Here is a 21,858-nt window from a genome sequence, read left to right as displayed (position 1 = left end):
CTTTAATAGAAAAAGAAAGAAACACACAAAGCAATGGACCGGGTTAGAAAACTGATACATGCGGAAGAAGAAGAGGTATCCCCCTACACCGGCTCCGGCGTCACCGTTGCAATCCTGGACACAGGCATCGCCATGCATCCCGATTTTGCCGACAGGGTAATCGGCTTCCGAGATTTTGTAGGAACCAGCCGTATGCCCTATGACGACTGCGGACATGGGACCCATGTGGCCGGATGCCTGTGCGGAAACGGAGCCTGCTCAGGCGGCCTGTACGCCGGAGTTGCACCCGGATGCCGGATTCTGTCTGGGAAAGTCCTTGATGAAAAAGGCGATGGCACCATTTCCAATATGGCTGCCGGGATTCAATGGATTCTGGATAACCGGGAGCTTTATCAAATAAAGATATTAAACATTTCAGTGAGTATGGAAGCGGAACGTTCCATAGAAGCAAAGCGTTCCATGGAAGCAAAGCGTTCCAAGGGAGAAACCGATCATGCAAGGATGATGCAGTACCTGGTGTCCTGCCTGGAAAAGGTATGGGATGCCGGTATTTTTGTAGTAGTGGCAGCTGGCAACAAAGGGCCTGCTGCCGGCAGTATTTCCCCTCTTGGCGCCAGCAGGAAAGTGGTGACGGTAGGCTGTCATGACGGCAATTCCTTCCACGGAAGACAGAATTCCTGTGAATCCTACTCCGGCAGAGGCCCCACCTGCGCGGAACTGAAAAAACCGGATATTGTAGCACCGGGGACGGACATCATGTCCTGTTCCGCAGGCTTCCGGCAGACCGTGAGAGGCTGCCGGGATGCCTATATCGTAAAAAACGGCACTTCCATGTCTACGCCGCTGGTGGCGGGGGCGGCAGCCTTATGCCTTCAGAAGTATCCGGAATATTCCAACGAACAACTGAAACGCCGGATTTTGTGGTCCGCCTCCGATTTGGGAGAGGCCTGGAGCAAACAGGGCTGGGGTATGCTGAATGTGTCACGGGCACTGCGTTGAAACCGATATGAAGCAGCGGGATAGTTAACTTTAGAAAAGCATGTTGCTGGTTACTCCGTGACCAGCAACATGCATAAATCCATTTAAAATCGTCAGCGGTACTTGCGTTTATGCACTCTTGTACCACTTCCTCACGTACTGCGCAGTAAATGCGCAGACATTTCTGATCTATTACCACAGTTTTTTTGAAATTAATGATTGACACACAAAGTATAATTGTATACAATTATACATGGATTAAAGGATAAACTATAAACAGGTATCCGAAAGGGGATCATACGCCTGCAGGCGGTTCTTCTTAGGGCCAAAGAATGGAGAGGCATCATGAATAGGAATGAAACTTTTTCAAACCGTCCGGTAACCATGAACGATAAGAACAATCTTCTGGAAATAGAAGAACATATGTACATACTGGACGATGTCAAGAAACCCAATGTTTTCAGAAATATGTTTCCTTATTCGGAAATTCCGAAGATTCCCTTTAATGACAGGATCGTACCCCACAATATGCCGAAGGATATCTGGATTACCGATACCACCTTCCGTGACGGCCAGCAGTCACGCGCTCCTTATACCACGGAACAGATCGTGGACATCTACGATTATATGCACAGGCTGGGCGGCCCCAATGGCATGATACGTGCCTGTGAATTTTTCCTGTACAGCAAAAAAGACAGGGACGCCGTATATAAATGTATGGAAAGGGGATACCAGTTCCCCGAAGTAACCAGCTGGATCCGTGCCAGTAAAGAAGATTTCAAGCTGGTGAAGGAAATCGGCATGAAGGAGACGGGAATCCTGGTTAGCTGTTCTGACTATCATATATTCATGAAACTGAAAATGACAAGACGGCAGGCTATGGAGCACTATCTCAGCGTTATCCGGGATTGCCTGGAGGAAGGGATCAGCCCCAGATGCCATTTGGAAGACATTACGAGGGCGGATATTTACGGTTATGTGGTTCCCTTCTGCCTGGAACTGATGAAGCTTATGGAAGAATACCGGATCCCGATTAAAATCCGTGCCTGCGATACCATGGGATATGGAGTAAATTATCCGGGAGCGGTTATTCCCAGGAGTGTGCCCGGTATCATTTATGCCATCCATACCCATGCCGGAGTCCCCCATTCCCTGATTGAGTGGCACGGCCATAACGATTTTTATAAAGCGGTTGCCAATTCCACCACAGCCTGGCTGTATGGCTGTTCCGGTGTCAACGCCTCCCTGTTTGGTATCGGCGAACGTACCGGAAACACGCCCCTGGAGGCAATGGTATTCGAATACGCCCAGCTTAAGGGAGACTTAAACGGCATGGATACCACGGTTATCACGGAGATTGCCGAGTACTATGAAACAGAAATCGGCTACCACATCCCGGAAAGGACACCCTTTGTGGGAAAGAACTTTAATGTGACAAGAGCGGGCATCCATGCAGATGGCCTCTTGAAAAATGAAGAGATTTATAATATATTTGATACGGAGAAGTTTTTAAACAGGCCTGTTATCTGTGCGGTATCCAATACATCCGGACTTGCGGGCATCGCCCACTGGATCAACACCTATTACCGTCTCAGGGAAGAGGAGCAGGTAAGCAAGACCTCAGAACTGGTGCATGAAGTAAAGGACTGGGTGGACGAAGAATATGCCGGCGGACGTGTGACCGTACTGACGGATGAAGAGCTGATTAAAGTAATAGATGACGCCTGCGGAAAACTCGGCATAAGCCTGAACGGCGGCCAGAAAAGCGCAGCAGGAAAGCTGGACAGGTAAAATATGGGCGAGAGAGACGTAAAAAGTGAAGTCACGGATAAATATTCCCTCAGAGGCCGTGTGTTTCACAAACTCCGGGAGGATATCCTGAGCGGAAAATACAAAGAAAACGTGGAATTGCGGGAAGCGGCAATCGGCGAAGAAATGGGCGTAAGCCGTACGCCGGTGAGAGAGGCCTTCCGCCAGCTGGAACTGGAAGGGCTTCTGCAGATCATACCCAACAAAGGAGCCTATGTCACCGGCATTACAGTGAAGGACGTGAAGGATATCTACGCCATCCGTTCCCTTCTTGAAGGCCTGTGTGCCAGATGGGCAACGGAAAATATCAGCAGGGAACAGATGGAAGAGATGGAAGAGAACATTTACCTTTCCGAATTCCATGCCGGCAAAGGCCATGCAGAACAGCTGGCGGAGCTGGACAACCGTTTCCATGATATTCTTTACGAAGCATCCAACAGCAAAATGCTGGAGCATGTCCTGCGGGAATTCCATGAATATGTATTGCGTGTCAGGAAAAAAACATTGTCGGATGATGCCAGGGGCGTACAGTCCAATGCGGAACACCGCCAGATTATGGAGGCAATCAGACTGCGGGATGCAGATCTGGCCGAACAGCTTGCGAATGCCCATATCCGCAAAGCTTACCAGAATATGGTGAAAAGCGGACTTTACGAAGCCTATGAAGAAAATGAGTCCGGGGACAGTTCCCGGGCGGAACAGGAGACGTAAATAATGAATAAAATTGCGATGAACACCCCTTTAGTGGAGATGGACGGCGACGAAATGACCCGCATCCTGTGGAAGATGATCAAAGAGGAGCTTCTGCTTCCTTTTGTGGATCTGAAAACAGAATATTACGATCTGGGCCTGGAACACAGAAACGAAACCAACGATCAGGTTACCGTCGATTCTGCGGAAGCCACTAAAAAATACGGTGTTGCCGTAAAGTGTGCCACCATCACCCCCAACGGGGCCCGTATGAGCGAGTATCACCTGAAGGAAATGTGGAAAAGCCCCAACGGAACGATACGTTCCATTCTGGATGGTACGGTATTCCGTGCGCCGATTGTGGTAAAGGGGATAGAACCCTGCGTCAGAAACTGGGAAAAGCCCATAACCATTGCCCGTCATGCTTACGGTGACGTGTATAAAAATGTGGAAATGAAAATAGAGGGCGCCGGAAAAGCGGAGCTTGTATTCACCGGGAAAGACGGCAGCATTACCAGAGAGACTATCCATGATTTTAAGGATGCCGGCATTATTCAGGGTGTACATAATACAAAAGCTTCCATCACCAGCTTTGCCCGTGCATGTTTCCAATATGCGGTAAGCACAAAACAGGATTTGTGGTTCGGTACAAAAGATACAATTTCCAAAAAGTATGATCATACCTTCAAGGATATTTTCCAGGAAGTCTATGAAAAGGAATACAAAGAAAAATTTGAAGAACTCGGACTGGAATATTTCTATAGTCTGATCGATGATATAGTTGCCCGTATTATGAAGGCAAAAGGCGGATTTATATGGGCATGTAAGAATTATGACGGGGATGTAATGAGCGATATGGTTTCCTCCGCTTTTGGTTCCCTGGCTATGATGACTTCCGTTCTGGTTTCCCCGGATGGAATCTACGAATATGAAGCGGCTCACGGAACCGTCCAGAGACATTATTATAAATACCTGAAAGGGGAAGAAACATCAACAAACCCTGTGGCTACTATTTTCGCATGGACTGGAGCCTTAAGAAAACGTGGTGAACTGGATACCATTCCCGCACTTGAGGTATTTGCGGATAAGCTGGAGAAAGCGACCCTTGCCACCATCGAAAATGGGGTGATGACCAAAGACCTCGCTCAGATAGCGACGCGGAAGGATGTGACAGTTCTGAACAGCCAGGATTTTATAGCCGCAATCCGCAAGCAGCTGGAAGCCATTCTGTAACCCGTTTTTATGGAAACGAAGCCAGTAAAAACGGCAGCAAGATGAAACAACCGCTTGATTCCTTACAAAAAAGGTGTTACAGTATTACGTACTGGTACTTTAGAACACTAAGTAAGGGGCATAAGAAAAAATGAAAAAACTGATACAACAGATAGTAAAATTCGGCGTAGTTGGATTCCTCTGCTTTTTTATTGATTACGGGATAATGGTCGCTTTAACGGAGCTGTGCGGTATCCCATCCGTTATTTCCAGCGGGATTTCTTTCTCCGTTTCGGTAATTGTTAATTATATCCTGAGTATTACCATGGTATTTGAGGCGGACAAAGAGGCTAATAAGGCAAAGCAGTTTCTTATTTTCCTTATCCTGAGCATAATCGGCCTGGGAATCAACCAGCTGATCATGTGGGGCGGAACCTCATGGCTGGATCAGTATATGGAGCGTTCGTATATGCTGGTTAAAATTGTGGCTACAGCAGTGGTTATGGTCTATAATTTTATTACCAGGAAAATATTCATCGAGAAGAAACCGGAAAAAAACTGAGAACAGTTATTTCAGCGGAAGGTATGGCAGTAACGGTCATACCTTCCGTTTTTTTTTGACTCCGATGCGCAAAGCCGCATAATCCCAAATCTTTTCATTCCGCTCCGAAGCAAATACGGAAGGAAACCGGAAAGAATAAAGCAGACGCTGCATAAACTACATAAAAAAGGTTCAGGTCCTTTATATGCAGATATATGTAGTAAAACAGGGGGATACCCTGGCTTCCATAGCAGCGGCTTACCGGGCGGACATTTACGGACTCATTTATGATAACCAAATTCCTTATCCCTACCGGCTTGCCATCGGGCAGGCCCTTCTCATTACCGGGATTGACGATGCTCCGGCGGCGTCCTATGACGCCTATGTCAACGGTTATGCTTATCCGTTTATCGGGAATTATGTGCTGGAACAGACGCTGCCTTATCTGACTTCCCTCTCTGTTTTCTCCTATGGTTTTACCGCCGAAGGATATTTAATCCCGCCGGCGCTGGACGATGGGCCTATGATTCAGGCGGCTCTGGAAGCGGGAACGGCCCCGGTGCTGACTCTGACCCCCTTTGGCCCGGACGGACAGTTTAATAACTATTTGATTTCCGTTCTTGTGAATAATTGGGAGGTACGCAGTACCCTGATCCGGGAATTGCTGTATACCATAGAAGAGAAGGGCTTCCAGGGAGTGGATATAGATTTTGAATTTATCCTGGCACAAGACAGGGACAGTTTCACCTCTTTTGTGGCACAGGTGCGCTCGGAGGTAAATAAGCTGGGATATCCGGTATCCGTAGCCCTGGCTCCGAAAACCTCCGACACACAGACGGGGCTGCTCTATGAGGGAAAGGACTATGAGGGGCTGGGGGAGGCGGCAGACAGTGTACTGCTCATGACATATGAATGGGGATATACATATGGGCCTGCAATGGCAGTGGCCCCGCTGAATAAGGTGAGAGAAGTGGTGGAATATGCCATTACCAAAATACCGCCCCAAAAAATCGATTTGGGCATTCCCAATTACGGGTATGACTGGACGCTTCCTTTTGTAAGGGGGGAGAGCAGGGCCTTAACCATAGGGAATGTGGAAGCTGTGCAGATCGCCATAGAAAACGGAGCGGATATCCAATTTGATGAGACTGCGATGTCTCCCTGGTTCCGTTATAATATATATGGAACCGAGCATGAGGTATGGTTTGAGGATGTGCGCAGCCTTCAGGCCAAATTTGATTTGATAAAGAGCTATGGGCTGAGGGGAATGGGTTATTGGCAGATTATGCAGCTGTTCCGTGCAAACTGGATTTTACTGGACTATAATTTCAATATCAGAAAACGCTGAAGGCTTTGGGGCCGGTATTTCCGTAACCGTTCAGATGGTCCGGGCAAAAAGCCTGCCGGTTAATCCGACAGGCCTTCCCATTCTTCCATTTGAAGCAGGAGAGCTTCTTCCAGCCCTTCTTTTTCTTTGGTTAATTCCTGCAGCCTTGCTACGTTGGTGCAGACGTCAGGGCGGGTCATTTCTTCATCAATCTCCGCACTGCGTTTTTCCAGCCGTTCGATTTCTGCCTCGCAGCGTTTCAGGGCATTTTCCTTTTTGCGCTGTGCGGCCAGGGCTTCTTTTTGGGACTGCCAGTCCTGTTTCAGACTGGATTCGCCGCCGGAACGGATGGCCCCTTCATTTATCCCGGGCGTGGCATTGGAAGCGCTCCATGGAAGCGTAGCATTCCGGGAAGGGAGGGTTCCGCCGGTTTCCGGGGAGGAAAGGGTGGTTTCCGCTTTCTTTTCCAGATAATAATCATAGTTGCCCAGATATCCGGTAAAGGCACCGTTCTCCAGTTCCAGAATCCGGGAAGCGGTGCGGTTGATAAAATAACGGTCATGGGAGACATACAGCACGGTGCCGCTGTAGCTGTTTATAGCATCCTCCAGGATTTCTTTGCTCATGATATCCAGATGGTTGGTAGGTTCGTCCAGGATGAGGAAATTAGCCTCCGACAACATCAGTTTGGCAAGGGATACACGGCCCCGTTCTCCGCCCGAAAGCATTTTGATCTGTTTGAATACATCGTCCCCGGTAAAGAGGAAGGCGGCCAGAACATTCCGGATTTCCGTGTTGGTGAGAGTGGGATACGCATCCGATATTTCTTCAAATAAGGTTTTATCCGGATGAAGTACATGGTGCTCCTGATCATAATATCCGATGTGTACCTTGGAACCCAGCTTGATTTCCCCCGCATCCTGTTCCACGAGGCCGTTGATAATCTTTAGCAGGGTGGTTTTTCCGGTGCCGTTGTCACCGATGATTGCCACGTGCTCCCCGCGTTTCAGGGAAAAGAACAGATTGTCAAACAATTTTTCCGGCCCGAAGGCTTTTGCCAGTCCTTCCACCTGCAAACAATCATTACCGCTTATAATCTGGGGCGTGAGTTCCATGCGCATGTCCGCCCTCGTTTCGGAAGGCTTCTCCAGGACATCGATTTTCTGGAGCATTTTTTCCCGGCTTTCCGCCCGGCGGATGGACTTTTCCCGGTTAAAGGAACGCAGCTTTTCGATAACCGCCTCCTGATGCCTGATTTCCTGCTGCTGGTTCATATAGGCATTCCATCTGGCCGCACGCAGCTGTTCTTTTTTTACCGCATAGTCGGAGTAATTCCCATGAAAGACGGAGACCTCCGTGCTGTCTATTTCAATAATTTTATTGGCTATTTTATCCAGAAAATACCGGTCGTGGGAAACGATAAGTACTGCGCCCTTATAATTCAGCAGGTAGGTTTCCAGCCACGCGATGGAAGACATATCCAGATGGTTGGTAGGTTCATCCAGAATGATGAGATCCGGCTTGCGCAGCAGAAGCTTGCCCAGGGCAACCCGGGTTTTCTGCCCTCCGGAAAGCGTGGAGGCCTTTTTGGTAAATTCTTCCTCCGTAAAACCAAGTCCCTTGAGGACACCGGTGATTTCGCTTTTATAGCTATAGCCGTCCGCCTGTTCAAACTGATGCGTGTAGAGGGCATACTGTTCCATAAGGGCTGTGAGGGCCTCCCCCTGGACATGCTTCATTTCCAGCTCACAGCTTCGGATTTTTTCCTCCAGCCGGATGACGTCCCTTTTCACCTCCAGCAGCTCGTCATATATGGTATTTTCGCTGTTTGATTCGGCATTCTGTGCAAGGTAGCCGTAGGAGCGGTCCTTTCCGAAGATAACCTGTCCGCTGTCCGGATCCAGTTCGCCTACAAGGATCCGCAGCAGGGTGGTTTTGCCGGCACCGTTGATTCCTACGATTGCGGCTTTCTCGTGATCCTCTATATGAAAGGAGCAGTTTTTAAAAACCTGCTTTTCATGAAACGCTTTATTTATATTCTGACAGGATAGTATCATGGGAACACCTCTTTATATTGTTATTCTTGCATAGTACTTGTTCAGGAGAACCGGAACAGTTACAAGTTTACCGTTGAACGAACGCACTGTCAATTCAAACCGAACTAATTCATTGACATTTTTTTAACATATGATTATAATAAAACAGGATAGTAATTGAATTTTAATAATGGAGGCGTAATGAATTGGATAAAGAAATTTCTCAGGCAGTAATAGCACGTCTTCCCAGATATTTCAGGTACCTCGGCGAATTGAAGGACAGCGGTGTGGAGAGGATTTCCTCCCAGGAGCTGAGCAGGCTTATGCATGTGACCGCGTCACAGATCCGGCAGGACTTTAATAATTTCGGCGGCTTCGGACAACAGGGGTATGGCTACAATGTAGAGTATCTGTACTCGGAAATCGGTAAAATACTCGGGCTGGACAAAAAACATCACCTGATTATAATCGGAGCAGGCAACCTGGGACAGGCCCTGGCAAATTATATGAATTTCGAACGCAGGGGCTTTATTTTTACAGGCGTTTTTGATATCAATGAAAAGCTGCAGGGCAGGATGATACGCGGGATGAAGGTCCGGCCGATGGAAGAAATGCAGGAATTTGTCAAAGAAAACAATATCGATATTGCCGTTCTCACCATCCCCAAGGAAGGCGCAGCCGCGGCTGCGGAAAAGCTGGTAGGTATGGGGATCAAGGCTATATGGAACTTTGCCCATGTGGATTTGGATGTGCCGGCCAGCGTGCAGGTTGAGAACGTACATCTATCCGACAGTCTGATCAAGCTGTCCTATATGATTAACCAGTATGAAAATGAGCAGGAAATAAACGGGGAAGAGCGTCCGGAGGACAGGCGGTAAAGGGTCTGTAAAATGCGTCAGAGTATTTCACTCCGGACGCATTTTTGCATGAAAAACCGCATGTCCGGCCTGAAAGGAAAACAGAAATGGAATATCTGGTAACAGCAGAAGAAATGAAACGGTGTGACGGGAATACGATTAAGCATTTTGGGATGCCTTCCATGGTATTAATGGAACGGGCGGCCCTGGCGTGTGCCCGGGAGCTGCTCGACAGGGATAAGCAGCTGCAGGAAGCGATGCGCCCTTTTGGGCATGGTCCTGCCGGGAGAAGGACGCTGGTAGTGGCGGGAACCGGAAACAACGGCGGGGACGGCCTGGCAATAGGACGGCTTCTGCATCAGGCCGGGTTCCCGGTAGATTTCTGCCTGCCCGGCAATAAGGAGCGCTGTACGGAAGAAACCAAAGCCCAGCTGTCTGTCCTGTCGCGTTATGGACAGAAGGTCATGCGCAAACTTCCGGAAGGGGAATATGATATAATCATAGACGCTCTTTTCGGAATCGGCCTGACAAAACCGGTGGAAGGCGTATACGCGGAAGCGGTGGATTTTATCAACAGCCGGAATGCCTATGTGCTTTCCGTGGATATCCCTTCCGGCATTCATGCCGATACGGGGGAGGTTATGGGGTGCGCTGTGCAGGCGGATGTCACCGTGACATTTGCGTACCGGAAGCTGGGACTTGTTTTGTATCCGGGGACCCGGTATGCCGGGCGGGTGGTATGTGCCGATATCGGCATTACGGAAGAGAGTTTTTTGGGAACCCCGCCCCGGATTTTTACCTGCGGGAAGGAGGAAGCCGCCTGGCTGCCTCCCCGCCCGGAGGACGGAAACAAAGGGACCTTTGGAAAGGTTGCACTGCTTGCCGGCAGCAGGGGAATGGCCGGGGCCTGTCAATTATCCGCATCGGCGATCCTGCATACGGGAGCGGGGATGGTCCGGGTGGTTACGGAAGAAGGAAACCGGGGTATTTTGCAGAGTGCGGTGCCGGAGGCTATGATAACCGCCTATGGCCAATGGTCGGAAGCCTTTGAAAAGGAACTGCTGGATGTTTTTTCCTGGGCGGACGTAACCGCTGTCGGGCCTGGGCTGGGTAAGAGTGATGCCGCTCGCAGACTTCTGGAAATGGCGGTGGAGCATGCCAGGGGATCGCTGGTGGTGGATGCGGATGCCCTGAACCTGTTGGCGGAACAGGAGAGGCTGCTCGAAAAGCTTACGGCCATGCAGCAGGATCCGGAACAAAGGAGAACCCTGATCCTCACACCCCATCTGGGGGAATTCGGCCGTCTTGCCGGGAAGAAAATCCCGGAAATTCAAAAAGAAGCCATACCGCTGACCAGGGAATGGGCAAAAAAACTGCATGCCGCCATGATCTGCAAGGGAGCCCGGACATTGGTGGGCGGCCCGGACGGGGAAATGTATCTGAATATGACCGGGAACAGCGGTATGGCGACAGCCGGCAGCGGCGATGTGCTGACAGGAATCCTTGCCGGGCTGACTGCCCAGGGCATGGATGCCTTCCGGGCAGCTTGTACCGGCGTCTTTCTCCATGGCAGCGCCGGAGACAGGGCTGCACATAAGAAAAGCGAATACAGCGTGACGGCGGGAGCCTTGATTGAGGAGCTGGATAGGCTCATGCCTCAGCGGAATGCGGAAAAGGATTTGTGCACAGATGGGAGCATACATTATGAAAAACTATGACCGGGTTTGGGCAGCCGTAGATTTGGATGCGGTGAAGTATAATATGGTTCACATGAAAGAAAATATCAGGGAGGAAACGAAAATCATAGCGGTGGTCAAAACCGATGGCTACGGCCATGGTGCGGTTCCCATCGCCCATGAGATAGAAGATATGCCTTTCCTTCACGGTTTTGCGGTGGCTACCGTGGAAGAAGCCCTGATTCTCAGAGGGAGCGGAATCCGCAAACCGGTTCTGGTCCTGGGCTATACCTTTCCGTATTGCTATGAAAAGATGGCCCGGGAGGAAATCCGCCCCGCCGTATTCCGGGAAGATATGCTGGAAGAATTGGGGAAAGCCGGCACCGCCTGCGGGCGGCCTGTTAAAATACATATTAAGGTGGATACGGGCATGAGCCGTATCGGTATCCGGCCGGACGAGAGCGGCCTTGCCTTTGTCAGGAAATGTGTAGAAACGCCGGGAATAGAAATCGAGGGCCTTTTCACTCATTTTGCCAAAGCGGATGAAGCGGATAAAGCTTCAGCGAGAAAGCAGCTGGAAACCTTTCTTGCTTTTGCCGGACAGATTGAGGAGCGGCTGGGAATCCGGATCCCTGTCAGGCATTGCTCCAACAGTGCGGGAATCGTGGAACTGAAGGAAGCAAACCTGGATGTGGTGCGGGCGGGAATTACCCTGTACGGCCTGTGGCCCTCCTGTGAGGTGAAAAAGGATATCGTTTCCCTTCACCCGGTCCTGTCCCTGAAAAGCCGTATTGTATACATAAAAGAGCTGGAGGCCGGTATGGCGGTCAGCTATGGGGGAACCTTTGTTGCGAAGGAACCCATGCAGGTGGCTACCATACCTGTAGGCTATGGGGACGGTTATCCCCGAAGCCTTTCCAATAAAGGCCATGTGCTGATTCATGGAAAAAAAGCGCCGATCCTGGGCCGGGTCTGCATGGATCAGTTTATGGTGGATGTGACCGGGATACCGGAAGCAGCCCAGGGGGATGAAGTGACACTTATCGGCTCTGACGGGGAAGAAAGCATAACCATGGAGGATCTGGGGGAGCTTTCCGGCCGTTTCAACTATGAACTTGCCTGCTGTCTGAATAAGAGGGTCCCGAGAATTTATAGAAGGGATGGCAAAGCCGTATACAGCAAAGATTCCTTCCGGGATTTCCGCTGAAAATCATCTGACCTGAATACCTTCCGAAAAAAAGGCAATAATATTGCAAGGCGGCGAAATCAGAAGCTGCCATCAGGAAAGAAGAAGGAGAGTCAGGAATGAGACGCGGAGATATTTATTACGCTGATTTAAGACCGGTGATCGGATCGGAGCAGGGAGGGATCCGGCCGGTGTTGATTATACAGAACGATGTGGGAAACAAACACAGCCCCACAGTAATTTGTGCGGCAATAACCTCGAAAATGAACAAGGCAAAACTTCCCACCCACATCGAGCTTCGGGCGGGACAGTACGATATTGTCAAAGATTCCGTCATTTTACTGGAGCAGCTGCGCACAATCGACAAACAGAGGCTGAAGGACAGAGTCTGTCATCTGGATGATCCCACTATGGCGAGGGTAAACCAGGCGCTGAAGGTCAGCCTGGAATTAAATACATAAGCTAAGCGTGGTTTCTTGACGTTTTTTTACCGAGATGATATATTAAGGAGAGTAAGGCGGTGTACGCGCGTCAGTGTGTGCACCGCCTTGAAAAAGGAGTTGATAGAATGGACGATGGTGGGCCTACTGCCAGTATACCTTTATTTTTGGCGCTTTTGCTCATAGAAGCTTTTTGTTATGGCTTTGGCGCTGCGATCCACGGACTGAATGAAAAAGAAGTAGAAAGAAAAGCGATTGAGGATGGGGATAAAAAATCCCTTCTTTTAAGCAGGCTGCTGGGAAAACCGAACCGGTATGTGAACACGGTCCAGCTTGTGGTTACCTTCCTGAATCTTTGCATGGGAGGCGTTTACCTTCGTGCATGGAGTGTGCATGTGCGCAGGATGCTGCAGGCCCTTGCCGGCAGGGAAGGCGGCCTTTCGCCCTTCGCAGGGTGGGTGATTACCGTATCCTCCCTGCTTCTGACCGTTATTCTTCTGCTTTACATATTGCTGGTATTCGGCATACTCATACCTAAAAAGATGGCTTCCCGGTCACCGGAAAAATGGGCGTACCTTATGGTCAGGCCGGTTTCTGCTGTTATGACGGTTTTTGTCCCCCTCACGGGGCTTTTTGCCGTAACCGCCCATGGAATCCTGAGACTGTTCGGCATGCATCCGGATGAGGACAGCATGGATGTGACAGAAGAAGAGATTATATCCATGGTGAATGAAGGGCATGAGCAGGGAGTAATACAGGCCAGTGAAGCGGAAATGATAACCAACATTTTTGAATTCGGGGATAAGCGTGCGGAGGATATTATGACCAACCGTACGAATATTGTGGCAATAGACTGCGAGAGCACCTTCAGGGATGCGGTGGCGTTCATGCTTAACGGGCGTAACAGCAGATATCCTGTATATGAAGAAAATATCGATCACATTATCGGTATCCTGCATATGAAGGATGCCCTGCGCAGGCAGTCGCAGATCGATCCCGAAATGAAAATCAGGGATATACCGGGGCTGCTGCGTGAAGCCAGGTTCATACCGGAGACCCGGAAGGTGGATGCGCTTTTCAAGACCATGCAGTCCACCAAGTGCCAGATGGTTATCGTGCTGGATGAATACGGCCAGACCGCGGGTATGATAGCAATGGAGGATATACTGGAAGAAATAGTAGGCAATATTCTGGATGAATATGATGTGGATGAGTCCTATATCCGTGAAAAGTGTAAGGACGAATACATTATTGAGGGCAAAACGCCTCTCGAGGATCTGGAGGAACGGTTCGACATATCCTTTGATGAGAGCGAATTTGAGACCCTGAACGGATTTATAATCGCCAAGCTGGAACACATCCCGGAACCGGATGAAAAATTTGATATCCGGATCGACGGTTACGAATTCCGGGTGCTTTCCGTTGAAAATAAGATGATTAAAACCGTTCTGGTCAAAAAGCTTCCGGAAGAAGCCATGGAAGAAAACAGCAGGCAGGCATCCGGCAGGGAGGAAGAAAAACGTTCCCAGGGCCAGGAAAAGGCCGGCTGACACCCTGAAGCAGAAAAAACAGATTTTTGCTTGTGGCTGCAGGAAATGAGACAGTTACGGACAAAAGAAATAAAAGGAGAAAGAGAAAGATGTCAGGACATTCAAAATTTGCAAATATCAAACACAAAAAAGAAAGAAACGATGCGGCAAAAGGGAAAATCTTTACCATACTTGGCAGGGAAATCGCAGTTGCAGTAAAAGAAGGCGGCCCGGATCCTTCCAATAATTTTAAGCTGGCCCAGGTAATTGCCAAAGCAAAGTCCAACAATATGCCTAACGATACCATCGACCGCGGAATAAAAAAAGCAGCCGGTGATATGGGAAATGTGAATTACGAATATGTAACCTATGAAGGCTACGGCCCTAACGGAATCGCCATTATAGTGGATGCGCTTACCGATAATAAAAACCGTACTGCCGCCAATGTAAGAAGTGCCTTTACCAAGGGAAACGGAAGCATTGGGACTCCCGGCTGTGTGTCCTTCATGTTTGACAAAAGAGGCCAGATTATCATCGATAAAGAAGAGTGCGATATGGAAGCCGATGATTTGATGATGACGGCACTTGACGCGGGCGCCGAAGATTTTGCGGAGGAAGAAGACAGCTTTGAAATCCTCACGGCACCGGATGATTTGGAAACCGTGCAGAAGGCCCTGGAGGAAGCGGGTATTGCACTGGCAAGCGCAGAAGTGACCATGATTCCCCAGAATTATGTGGAACTTACTGATGAAACAGCCGTTAAAAACCTGAACCGTACGCTGGATCTGCTGGATGACGATGACGACGTACAGGCGGTATATCATAACTGGGATGAGTAATTCCCAAAGGGAGCGGACAAATGAAAAAACCTTATACCAAAGAGACCATATGCATCCAGTCCGGCTGGAAGCCCGGCAACGGAGAACCCCGCGTTCTTCCTATTTATCAGAGTACCACTTATAAGTATGAAACCTCCGAACAAATGGGAAGGCTGTTTGATCTGGAAGAAGACGGCTATTTCTACACCAGGCTTCAGAATCCCACCAACGACTGCGTGGCCCAGAAAATCTGCGAACTGGAGGGCGGGGTTGCGGCCATGCTCACGTCCTCCGGGCAGGCGGCAAATTACTATGCCGTATTTAATATCTGTGAGGCGGGAGACCATGTGGTTCTTTCTTCCACAGTATACGGGGGGACTTTTAACCTCATCGCGGTAACCATGAAAAAAATGGGGATTTCCTGTACCATAGTGGATCCGGATTCGGATTACGATACCCTTTGCAAAGCCTTCCGGGAAAATACCAAATGCGTGCTGGCGGAGACTATTGCCAATCCGGCCCTTGTGGTACTGGATATCGAGAAATTTGCAAAGACGGCCCATTCCCACCAGGTTCCCCTTATTGTTGACAATACCTTTGCCACCCCCATCAACTGCAACCCCTTTGTGTGGGGAGCCGACATTGTAACCCATTCCACCACGAAGTATATGGATGGCCATGCAATGTGCGTGGGCGGCGCTATTGTGGATTCCGGTAATTTCGACTGGAGCCTGTATCCGGATAAGTTCCCCGGTTTATGTCAGCCGGATGACTCCTATCACGGCGTGATATATACGGAACGGTTCGGGAAGAAGGCTTATATCACCAAAGCGACGGTGCAGCTGATGCGCGATCTTGGCTCCATCCAGTCCCCTCAGAATGCTTTTCTGCTGAATGTCGGACTGGAAACCCTTCATTTGAGGATGCCCAGACATTGTGAGAACGCCTTGAAGGTGGCATGTTATCTGGAAAACCATGAAAAGGTCGCCTGGGTAAATTATCCGGGCTTAAAGAGCAGCAAATACTATGAGCTGGCACAGAAAATTATGCCGAACGGTACCTGCGGTGTGATTTCCTTTGGCCTTAAGGGCGGAAGAAGCGCCGCTGAAGTGATGATGGATAAGCTGGAGCTTGCGGCTATCGTGACCCATGTGGCGGATGCAAGGACCTGCGTGCTCCATCCCGCCAGCCATACCCACAGGCAGATGAATGACGAGCAGCTGAAGGAAGCCGGTGTCAATCCGGATCTCATCCGTTTTTCCGTGGGGATTGAAAATGCCGACGACATCATAGCGGACTTGGAGCAGGCGCTGGCCGCTATCTGACAGCGAGGCCTAAATAAGGCGGAACGGACAGGGGGACAATGAAGTATAGCAGATACAGATTTAATTATATATTGTGGATGATATACGGCCTTGTTATCTGTATTTATTTTACCGTACAGACCTCCCTTGTCTGCTCCATGCTGGGACTGGGCTGGCTGTTTTATTTCCTGGGTACGGCAGGCTGTGCTTTTCTTCTCATTCTTTTGGTTTATGTTCCGATACGGATGCTGGCGGAAAAAAAGAATCGGGAAAAGGCGGAAATGCGGCATGTGCAGCTTTGGGAATGTCTATTCCTTATTCTGGCGCTTGCCGCCGCTCTGGCTTTACGGTTATGGATGGCGTCCGCCGGCGGGGCGGAGCTGTTCGGTGACCGGACGCTCTATGATAGCGCGGCGGCCGCCGCCGGCAGCCGGGATGGACTGAAGGGACTTACCTTCCAGGCCATTTTTCTGTTTTTGCTCACCAGATTGTTCGCCTGGCTTGGTGTCTGGGAAAATACCTGTATCCTTCTGCAGATTGGCCTGCAGCTGGCCGCCATTGCCCTGTTATACCCCGCAGTCCGCATGATTGCCGGCAGGATTGTTGCGGCAGCGGCTGTAACGGCGGCCGCATTATTGCCGGTCTATGTGGAATATTGTCTGGCGGCGACTCCGGAAAGCCTGCGGATGCTGTTTTTGTCACTTCTTCTGCTTCTGACAGGGGTACTGCTTCAGAAGCTGAAAAAAAGCGGAAAGAAGTCCGCTTCCTCCGGCCTTCTGATTTTCCTGACGGGGGCAGCGGCCGGAATAGCTTCCTTTCTGGATTATTTTTTCCTCAGCGTTTTTTTACTCGGTTTTCTGGGCATCCTGTATCTGGAACGCAGGACGTCACAAAAGGGAACGGCAGTCCGGGAGGCGGCGGTTTATTTGATAGCAGGGATATGCGGCTTCTGTGCGGCATCAGGGCTTCAGCTTTTTCTGTTCGGAGGAGAACCGGCGGCGATCATCCGGGAGTGGATTTTAAGAAATATGGTTTCCCAGTCCATAGGATGGGGGAGTTTTGCCAACCAGGAAGCGCTTTTTTATTTTCTGCCGCTTTTGTTTTTTGCTTTCTTCTACGTATTCGGTTTTTTTGAACAGAAAGGGAATCTGGGTATTATCTGGATCGTGCCCTTTGTCTTTCTGCTGGTAAGCGACCTGCTGTTTGGGACCACAATGGAAAAACAGACAATAACCCTTCTTTACTGGGGGGTGTTTGCCGGAATGGGAGTTCATAGTATGTGCTGCTTTGACAGAGAGAAAAAGAAAAAACAAAAAGGCAGGTCAAAACGGAATGCTCCGGATTTGCTCCGGGAGGAGGCGGCTCAGGAAAACGTATCTTTTCCGCTGCCGGGAGAGCCGATTCCGAATCCCCTGCCGGGACCTAAAAAGCATATCCCCAAAGAAATGGATTATGCTTTTGAACCGGATGCGGCGGATATGCGCTATGACATAGAAAATCTGGAGGAAGCCGATGATTTTGATCTGCTTTAGCCGGCGGGAACCGGAATACAACGATCCGGCAGGAAGTGATTCCTGCCGGTTTTTTCAGCCGCAGACGGATGCGGTAGGGAAGCGGTTCCGGTATAAAATCTGTTCCATTTGCAGACAATACAAAAAAACAAAGGACAGGAGCAGATATTATGAGCAGCAAAAAAGCAGATGAAGAGCAGCAGAGAGATGAAAGGATTGAACAGACCGGCCAGCTCACCCTGGAACGGCACGGCGAAAATGAAAAAGCCATCCATATGATAACCATAATAGGGGAGATAGAAGGCCATGACAATCTGGGAAGCTCTTCCAAAACAACCAAATATGAGCACATCCTTCCCCAGCTGGCAGCCATTGAGGACAGCAGCCAGATAGAAGGACTTCTAGTACTTCTGAATACGATGGGAGGCGATGTGGAAGCGGGGCTTGCCATAGCGGAAATGATCGCCTCTCTGAGCAAACCCACGGTATCCCTTGTATTGGGCGGCGGACATTCCATTGGTGTTCCCATAGCGGTCAGCGCGGATTATTCCTTTATCGTTCCTTCAGGAACCATGGTGATACATCCGGTACGGATGAGCGGCACGGTTATTGGCGCCCCGCAGACCTTTGACTACTTTAAGCAGATTCAGGACCGGATAACCGGTTTTGTATGCTCCCACTGTGATATGACGAGAAAGCGTATGGAAGAGCTGATGATGGAAACCGGAGTGCTCACCAAGGATCTGGGAACGATCCTGGTGGGAGAGGAAGCGGTCAATGCAGGCCTTATTAATGCGGTCGGAGGTATCAGTGAGGCCATCGCCAAGCTTCATGAGCTGGCTAAGGGCTGAAATATTTAAGGATGACAAGGGAACTATTTCGTGGTATACTAATTTAGATTTAGTCTGTGGTTTTACAGATTTTGGAGGCGGTTTAAAATGGCATCAACTTCAGGAAGCAGGTCAGGCGCGGGTAAAAAGAATACTTCATCTTCTTCCAGAACGAGAAGCAGTTCCAATAATAAGAACAAGAACAATAAGACAAATACAAAGAGCAGAAGTCAGCAGACAATACGAACAGAAGAAGAAAGCGCAATCACCAATGAGATTATTCTGATTGGTGTATTTGCGTTAAGTATTCTGCTCTTTTTATGTAATTTCGGCATTATCGGTCCGGTGGGAAATGCCGTCAGCCATGTGCTGTTCGGCATTTTCGGAATGATGGCGTATGTGGTTCCTGTTCTGATATTTCTTGGCATTGCTTTCGGCATCTCCAATAAGGGAAATATGTTCGCCGCCTTTAAAATTGCGGCGGCCGTACTTTTGATTCTTCTTATTGGCGTGGTGCTGGAACTGATAGGCGGACAGGTCCCTTCCATGACTAAATATTCCGTGGAAGTATTATATACAGTGAGTGCGGAGTCGAAGGCAGGCGGCGGAGTATTGGCAGGTTCCATAGCCTATCTGATGAATCACTTTTTAGGAATGGTGGGTGCGGTGCTTCTTGTCATCGTCCTTGCCATTATCTGTCTGGTTATCATAACAGAAAAATCTTTTGTCAGCGGCGTTAAGACCGGCAGCCGCAGGGTTTATGAATCGGCCCGTGAGGAGACAAGGGTACGCAGGGAAAGGGCGCAGAGACGGAAGGAAGAACTGGAAGCCAGAAGAGAAGAGGAAGAACGGCTCCGAGAAGAAGAGGAAGCCAGAAAGGACGCGGAGAAAATCCTTCGGATGGACAAGCGTGTTTCCGGTGTCATGATAGATACGGCGCTCTCAGGGCAGGACGGCGGAATGGAAGCAAAGCCTTCCAGGGAAGCAAAGCGGAACTATACGGAACGCGTCAGAAATGATATTCATGAGATTACGGTGGAGGATTTGGCGGCGGAAAGGATGGAAGCAAAGCCTTCCAGGGAAGTTGTCAAAGTGGCTCCCAATATGGATAATGTGATCGATTTCGACCGGATTCAGATACATACCGCATCCCAGGTGACGTCGGAAGAAATGGAAATAAAACATGCCGGGGAAGATACCGGGGAAAGCAGTGCGCCGGACGCGGTCCGGGAGCAGGATCCCCTTGCGCAGGCCTATCGGAATTCCGATGTGTTCAGCGATATGAAGGAGGTGTCTCCGGTACATATTGTGGCAAGGCCCTCGGGAGAGATACGCAGTACGGTATTCGATATGCCTCTTCCGGACAGGGAAGAACCCTCTGCCCGGGATAGCGCAGGGAAGGAAGATCTTCCATGGGAGGAGATGGAGGGGACCTATCACCAGGAACAGCTGCCAAAAGATATGGCGCCTTCGCCTGTGAGAGAACGTCCCAAAGCCAGTCTGCCTGAGGAAGGGCACCGCCTGCCCGGCGGTAAAGGCCCCGGCCCTTATGATACGGCAAAAACGGCAGGACAGGCTGCTATGGATGAAATTCGTAAAGAGGCGGCGCATGCAGAAGTGCCTAAAAAAGAAAGGCCATATCATTTTCCGCCCATCACCCTTCTTCAGAAGCCGGGCGGCAAAAATGCGGGGGACGGCGTAAAGGAATTGAAGAATACGGCGGCCAAGCTGCAGCAGACGCTCGCTACTTTCGGTGTAAAAGTGACGATTACGGATATCAGCCAGGGGCCTTCGGTTACCCGGTATGAGCTGCAGCCGGAGCAGGGTGTCAAGGTGAGCAAGATACTGGGGCTGTCCGATGACATTAAGCTGAATCTGGCCGCTACGGATATCCGGATTGAGGCCCCTATTCCGGGAAAGGCGGCTATCGGTATTGAAGTGCCAAATAAAGAAAATACAATGGTATCTCTCCGGGAATTGATGGAAAGCAAAGAATTCCGCGATTTCCCTTCCAGGCTGTCTTTTGCGGTGGGTAAGGATATCGGAGGAAAGGTGGTTGTTTCCGATATAGCGAAAATGCCGCATATGCTGATTGCCGGATCCACCGGTTCCGGTAAATCCGTCTGTATCAATACATTGATTATGAGTATTTTATATAAAGCCAGACCGGATGAGGTAAAGCTTATCCTTGTGGATCCCAAGGTGGTGGAGCTGAGTGTTTATAACGGGATTCCCCATCTGCTGATCCCCGTGGTAACGGATCCCAAACAGGCCTCCGCCGCACTGCACTGGGGTGTTGCGGAAATGACGGACCGTTACCAGAAATTTGCCGATCTCAATGTCAGGGATTTAAAGGGCTATAATAAAAAGGCGGAGGACATGCGCGCAAAGGGTGATATGTCCGCGCCGGATAAGCTGCCCCAGATCGTCATTATCGTGGATGAGCTTGCAGATTTGATGATGGTGTCGCCGGGAGAAGTGGAAGAATCCATCTGCCGTCTGGCCCAGCTTGCCAGAGCGGCGGGTATTCATCTTATCATTGCGACGCAAAGGCCTTCCGTGGATGTCATTACCGGCCTGATTAAGGCAAATATGCCCAGCCGTGTGGCATTCGCCGTATCGAGCGGCGTGGATTCCAGAACCATATTGGATATGAACGGTGCGGAGAAACTTTTGGGAAAAGGGGATATGCTTTTTTATCCCCAGGGCTATTCCAAGCCGGCGCGTATTCAGGGCGCATTTGTATCGGACGGTGAAGTTTCCGACGTGGTCGACTTCCTCAAGAATCAGGTGATCGGGAACGTGTATGATGATCAGATCGTGGAAAAGGTTAAAACCATGGAATCCGGGGGAGGAGGCATGAACGGCGCTTCCGGAGGAGGCGGACCGGAAAGGGATGCTTATTTCGAAGAGGCCGGAAAGTTTATTATCGATAAAGACAAGGCTTCTATCGGTATGCTGCAGAGAGTGTTCAAGATCGGTTTCAACCGTGCGGCCCGTATTATGGATCAGCTGGCTGAAGCCGGCGTTGTGGGAGAAGAGGAAGGCACCAAACCCAGAAAGGTATTGATGAGTCCGGAGCAGTTCGAACAATACATAGAGGAATCTCTTTAA

17 protein-coding genes are annotated in these 21,858 nt (G+C 49.8%); 16 read left to right on the top strand and 1 reads right to left on the bottom strand.

Annotated features, from left to right (window positions below):
- Positions 1-33: 33 nt before the first annotated feature.
- The 6 genes from DXA36_RS03715 (at position 34) to DXA36_RS03690 (ending at position 6,578) form a co-directional block, all read left to right on the top strand.
- A complete protein-coding gene (locus DXA36_RS03715; RefSeq protein ID WP_118676339.1) occupies positions 34-999 on the top strand; it encodes a S8 family peptidase in 966 nt (321 codons plus the stop codon).
- Positions 1,000-1,323: 324 nt separating this feature from the next.
- Complete coding sequence (locus DXA36_RS03710; protein ID WP_118676337.1) at positions 1,324-2,769, top strand: 2-isopropylmalate synthase; 1,446 nt, start codon at positions 1,324-1,326, stop codon at positions 2,767-2,769.
- Between the two features lie 3 nt (positions 2,770-2,772).
- Positions 2,773-3,498, top strand: coding sequence for a GntR family transcriptional regulator (locus DXA36_RS03705; RefSeq protein ID WP_118676335.1), 726 nt, complete (start codon positions 2,773-2,775; stop codon positions 3,496-3,498).
- Positions 3,499-3,501: 3 nt separating this feature from the next.
- The gene (locus DXA36_RS03700; protein WP_118676333.1) at positions 3,502-4,710 is read left to right on the top strand and encodes an NADP-dependent isocitrate dehydrogenase; all 1,209 of its coding nucleotides are present in this window, start codon (positions 3,502-3,504) and stop codon (positions 4,708-4,710) included.
- A 130-nt stretch (positions 4,711-4,840) separates the two neighbouring features.
- The gene (locus DXA36_RS03695) at positions 4,841-5,251 is read left to right on the top strand and encodes a GtrA family protein (protein WP_118676331.1); all 411 of its coding nucleotides are present in this window, start codon (positions 4,841-4,843) and stop codon (positions 5,249-5,251) included.
- A 184-nt stretch (positions 5,252-5,435) separates the two neighbouring features.
- A complete protein-coding gene (locus DXA36_RS03690) occupies positions 5,436-6,578 on the top strand; it encodes a glycosyl hydrolase family 18 protein (protein WP_118676329.1) in 1,143 nt (380 codons plus the stop codon).
- 59 nt (positions 6,579-6,637) lie between these two features.
- On the opposite strand, the gene DXA36_RS03685 is transcribed toward DXA36_RS03690, so the two are convergent.
- Positions 6,638-8,614 carry an ABC-F family ATP-binding cassette domain-containing protein gene (locus tag DXA36_RS03685; RefSeq protein WP_118676327.1) on the bottom strand — a complete coding sequence of 659 codons (1,977 nt, stop codon included), beginning with the start codon at positions 8,612-8,614 and terminating at the stop codon, positions 6,638-6,640.
- A gap of 185 nt (positions 8,615-8,799) precedes the next feature.
- Here DXA36_RS03685 and DXA36_RS03680 point away from each other — a divergent pair, with 185 nt between their 5' ends.
- The 10 genes from DXA36_RS03680 (at position 8,800) to DXA36_RS03630 (ending at position 21,858) form a co-directional block, all read left to right on the top strand.
- Positions 8,800-9,471 carry a redox-sensing transcriptional repressor Rex gene (locus DXA36_RS03680; protein WP_118676325.1) on the top strand — a complete coding sequence of 224 codons (672 nt, stop codon included), beginning with the start codon at positions 8,800-8,802 and terminating at the stop codon, positions 9,469-9,471.
- Positions 9,472-9,557: 86 nt separating this feature from the next.
- Positions 9,558-11,168 (top strand): NAD(P)H-hydrate dehydratase, encoded by a 1,611-nt coding sequence (locus DXA36_RS03675; protein ID WP_118676323.1) that lies wholly within the window; start codon positions 9,558-9,560, stop codon positions 11,166-11,168.
- The gene (alr, locus tag DXA36_RS03670) at positions 11,155-12,333 is read left to right on the top strand and encodes an alanine racemase (RefSeq protein ID WP_118676462.1); all 1,179 of its coding nucleotides are present in this window, start codon (positions 11,155-11,157) and stop codon (positions 12,331-12,333) included. Before DXA36_RS03675 ends, alr begins: the two co-directional genes overlap by 14 nt.
- Before the next feature lie 98 nt (positions 12,334-12,431).
- The gene (locus tag DXA36_RS03665; RefSeq protein WP_118676321.1) at positions 12,432-12,773 is read left to right on the top strand and encodes a type II toxin-antitoxin system PemK/MazF family toxin; all 342 of its coding nucleotides are present in this window, start codon (positions 12,432-12,434) and stop codon (positions 12,771-12,773) included.
- Between the two features lie 107 nt (positions 12,774-12,880).
- Positions 12,881-14,302: a hemolysin family protein gene (locus DXA36_RS03660; RefSeq protein WP_118676319.1), complete on the top strand. Its 1,422-nt coding sequence runs from the start codon at positions 12,881-12,883 to the stop codon at positions 14,300-14,302.
- Between the two features lie 89 nt (positions 14,303-14,391).
- Entirely contained in the window at positions 14,392-15,120 is a 729-nt protein-coding gene (locus DXA36_RS03655) for a YebC/PmpR family DNA-binding transcriptional regulator (protein ID WP_118676317.1), read from the top strand.
- A 20-nt stretch (positions 15,121-15,140) separates the two neighbouring features.
- Complete coding sequence (locus DXA36_RS03650) at positions 15,141-16,424, top strand: O-acetylhomoserine aminocarboxypropyltransferase/cysteine synthase family protein (RefSeq protein WP_118676315.1); 1,284 nt, start codon at positions 15,141-15,143, stop codon at positions 16,422-16,424.
- 38 nt (positions 16,425-16,462) lie between these two features.
- Positions 16,463-17,935, top strand: a complete 1,473-nt coding sequence (locus DXA36_RS03645) for a hypothetical protein (RefSeq protein ID WP_118676313.1) — start codon at positions 16,463-16,465, stop codon at positions 17,933-17,935.
- Positions 17,936-18,084: 149 nt separating this feature from the next.
- Positions 18,085-18,765 (top strand): ClpP family protease, encoded by a 681-nt coding sequence (locus DXA36_RS03635; RefSeq protein WP_118676309.1) that lies wholly within the window; start codon positions 18,085-18,087, stop codon positions 18,763-18,765.
- A gap of 87 nt (positions 18,766-18,852) precedes the next feature.
- Positions 18,853-21,858: an FtsK/SpoIIIE family DNA translocase gene (locus DXA36_RS03630; protein WP_118676307.1), complete on the top strand. Its 3,006-nt coding sequence runs from the start codon at positions 18,853-18,855 to the stop codon at positions 21,856-21,858.

Source organism: Eisenbergiella sp. OF01-20, from assembly GCF_003478085.1.
In the GTDB taxonomy this organism is placed as follows: Bacteria; Bacillota; Clostridia; order Lachnospirales; family Lachnospiraceae; genus Eisenbergiella.
The sequence above is the reverse complement of the archived record's forward strand: the minus strand, read 5'-3'. Positions and strand labels throughout refer to the sequence as shown.